Below are 3,381 nucleotides of genomic sequence, written 5' to 3' on the forward strand. Positions count from 1 at the left end.
ATCGGCAGGAGGGGACGGCCGAGTTCGCGCGGGGTGGGGCCGGCTGGGGTGGGGACCTCGGCGAGGCGGTCGAGGAGGGAGTTGATCGCGGTCTGTCCGTCGTCGACGGCTGCGCGTTCGTCGTCGGTCAGTGGGATGGACACGAGCATCCGCTGCAAGTATGCCTTGGCTTCGAGGAGTTGGGCCTTGCTCGAGTCCTTCGGGGTGTAGAAGTCGCAGCGTGCGCAGGCCATCCGGTGCTGGCACTGCTCGAAGAAGCTGTAGGTGCAGTAGCCATGCCCGAGGTCGTAGTGCTGCCAGGGTTCGCCGCCGGTCGCGGCGCCGGAGGTGACGGCGTCCCGGTCGACGAGTACCTCGATGGTTCGTAGGTTGCGGGAGAAGTATCCGGCCTCGGTGTAGGCCCTGGTCAGGGTGTTCGGGGTGATCTTCGCGTAGTGCTGAGTGCTGGTCGGGCTGCGGTGTCCGAGCCATGCCTGCAACTCGAAGAGGGTCATCGGCTCCTTGGCGTTGTAGAGCTGGCTGGCGATGGTCGAGCGGGCCCGGTGGCTGGTGATGTTGCCTCGGACGTCGGCTGTGGGCACTCCGGCTTTCTCGCAGAGCGAGGGGATCAGGGTGCGGTTGATGTAGTTCTTGGCGACCGGATGGGCGCGGATGGAGAAGAGCAGGTCAACGTGCTCATTGGTCTTGGCGTCGAGACGCTTGGGCTGGGCGGGCCGCAGGGCCTGCCAGGCGTCGATGGCCTGGCCGACGATCGGGTCGACGGGCTTGGTGAAGGCGGTGCCGGTCTTGTGGACGGGGACGTCGAGCAGGCAGACGGCTTGTTCAGCCAGGACTTCACGGGAGCCGCCGTCGATGGACTGTCCCTCGTGCTGCCAGCGGACGCAGCCGACCCTGAGCCGAGAGATCTCGTCACTGCGCAGGCCGGAGAACAGCCAGGTCAGAGCAAGAGCACGGATCAACTCAAGGGGGTAGTAGCTGCCGACGGACGTGCCGGGAAGATCCTTCGCCTCGAGGTTGAGCCCGGCCCACAACAGCTTGGCCCAGGTCTCGTCGGCGATGACTCGGGGGTCGGTGGCGATCAGCGCGGCGATGGTGCGGGGCACCGCCAGGGCCCGGGCGGGATCGAAGCGCCGTGGGATCCACTCCCATTCCTGCAGGTCGCGCAGGAACATGCGAGTGCCCATGAGGATATGAGACTTGGTGCGTGGAGCGATCGGATCGCCGAGGCGTTCGTGGAGGTGATCGGTGCGCTGGACATAGTCTCCGACGGCCATCTTGTCGACCGCCGCGACCCAGTTCGCGCAGGTCGTCCGCGTCCAGTGCGCAGGATCGACGGCTTGGGGATGCTCGGCGGCGAGCCAGCGGCCGGTCTTGGCCATGTTCGTGCGGATGTTGTTGCGGACGTTCACGGTGAGGGGGGAGGTGTCGTACCACCGCTGCAGATAGGACGACCATGGCTCGGGGACCCCCGCGAGCGTGGGCGCGTGATTGAAGCCGGGGCGGACGGGGGTCTGGCAGTGCCCGAGATCGGCCACGATCTTCTGTAGCGCGAAGAACCCGGCCGAGTAGCGTGTGCTGGTGGCCGGGTGAGCGTGCAGACGGGCGAACGCCTCGGTGGTCAGGTCCTCGATCCGGGGACTGCGGTTGATCAGCAGTGCCTGGGCCAGGACACCGGGCAGCCGGTAGCGGCCGTCCTCACGGTTCTGACTGCGATATCCCCAGCGGTCCGCGACCACCGCGACCTCGTCCATCGCCGCCTCGACAGCCTCGGTGCCGAACACGAGCTGGGCCAGGTAGAGCCGGTTGAAGTTGCCCAGATGCTGGAAGTCGGTGAAGTCACCGAGGAGATGGCCCAACGCGATCAGATACGGGCGCACGGTGGTGTCGGTCGGCAACTCCTGGGCGGCGCGGAACTCGGCGCTGCTGGAGCAACACAGCCGGGCCCAGTCCCATGTGGTCCAGCCCCACCAAGTGCGCTGCAGCATCCGGCAGTTGGCAAGCACGACCGCCGCCGCCTGCGATCCGGCCCGACGATGACGCACCTCACCATCGTCGTGAAGGGCGGCGCGGGCCCGGTCGAGCGGATCGACCAGCCGGGATAGGGCCCGCCAGTGCACCGCCGTCCGGCGTGGGACCCCACGGGCCCGCAGCCGACGAAGGGCCTGCAGGTCAAGTGCGGCCAAAGCCGCGACCTCCTCCTCCAGCAGCTGCGGTCGGCGATCGAAACCGTCCGTCGCGAACAGGGCCGGGCCCCCGGTCGGGGACATCAGCCCGAGGACCGGCGGACGGGCCTGGGCAGGGATCACTGTGCCGTCCTGTCCGTGCCGGTGAGCATCCCGACCCTCCAGGCGTGCAGATGCGACATCGAGGAGTTCAGCCGGGCGGAGAGCTCACGGCCGGACAGATGGATGTAGCGCAAGGTTGACTCGGTGCTGCGGTGTCCGGCGAACGAGGCGATCGCGTGCACTTCCCAGCCCATTCGGGCCAGGTCCGTCAGACACAGGTGCCGTGTGGTGTGGGTGGAGAAGCGCGGCACTTCGGCGGCGAGCGCGAGCCGGCGCACGACCTTCGACCAGGTCCACAGGGTCAGCGGTTGGGCCGCATTGCGCCGTGATTCCGAGAGGAACAGCGGCCCACGGGCCCGTGACAACGTGGCGCGATGGCGCAGATACTCGCCCAGCAGCACTCCGGTGGATGCCGAGTAGGGCACCATCCGCTCCTGCCGGGTCTTGGTGGTCTCTGCCCGGACCCGCAACGTGCGGTGGGCCGGATCGATGTCGTCGCTCCGCAAGGCACACAGTTCTTCCCGGCGAAGCGCCGCATCGTAGGCGAGCGCCAGCATCAGCCGGTTGCGAATCGGCTCGGCCCGGAAGACCTCCAGGACCTGCAGCCACTCGGCCTCGGCCGGGATCCAGGGCAGTTTCACCAGCCGCGGCACCAGTCCCCGCGCCGTCCCGCCGCCACGGCCCCGCCCCGGGGTGTAGCGGCCACGGCCCACAGGGTTCGACTCGCGCACCCCTTCCTCGACGAGGAAGTCGTAGAACAGCCGGACTGGCACCAGCCGTTGCTGCAGGGTGGCGTTGGCCAGGCCCGCCCCCGAGTCCAGAGCCAGAACGTTCGCCCCGCTGCGACTCGGGCGTGTCCTCAACTCCCGTACGAACGCGGCAATGTGGCTGCGGTTGGCGGTCTCCGGGTCGATCCCGTCGCGCTCGCACGCCAGCAGGAACTCGCCCAGGCCGCGAGCGTACGCGTCGATCGTCCGGGGCGCCCGGCCCAGATCCGACCAGATCTGCAGCCACTCGGCCGCCCGCTCATGCCGGTCCAGCACCGGCCACTTCTCCGACAACACCGTCACGAACACGCTCAACGCGACACCCCACG

The 3,381-nt window shown here is 68.6% G+C and carries 2 protein-coding genes; both read right to left on the reverse strand.

Going from position 1 to position 3,381, the window contains the following annotated elements:
* On the reverse strand, nucleotides 1–2,306 hold a 2,306-nt coding region (locus tag IE277_RS46365; protein ID WP_229882595.1), incomplete at its 3' end, for a tyrosine-type recombinase/integrase.
* Entirely contained in the window at nucleotides 2,303–3,361 is a 1,059-nt protein-coding gene (locus tag IE277_RS46370) for a tyrosine-type recombinase/integrase (RefSeq protein ID WP_189960129.1), read from the reverse strand. The genes IE277_RS46365 and IE277_RS46370, both read right to left, overlap by 4 nt.
* Between the last annotated feature and the right edge of the window lie 20 nt (nucleotides 3,362–3,381).

This window comes from Streptomyces alanosinicus (assembly GCF_014650595.1).
GTDB lineage: Bacteria > Actinomycetota > Actinomycetes > Streptomycetales > Streptomycetaceae > Streptomyces > Streptomyces alanosinicus.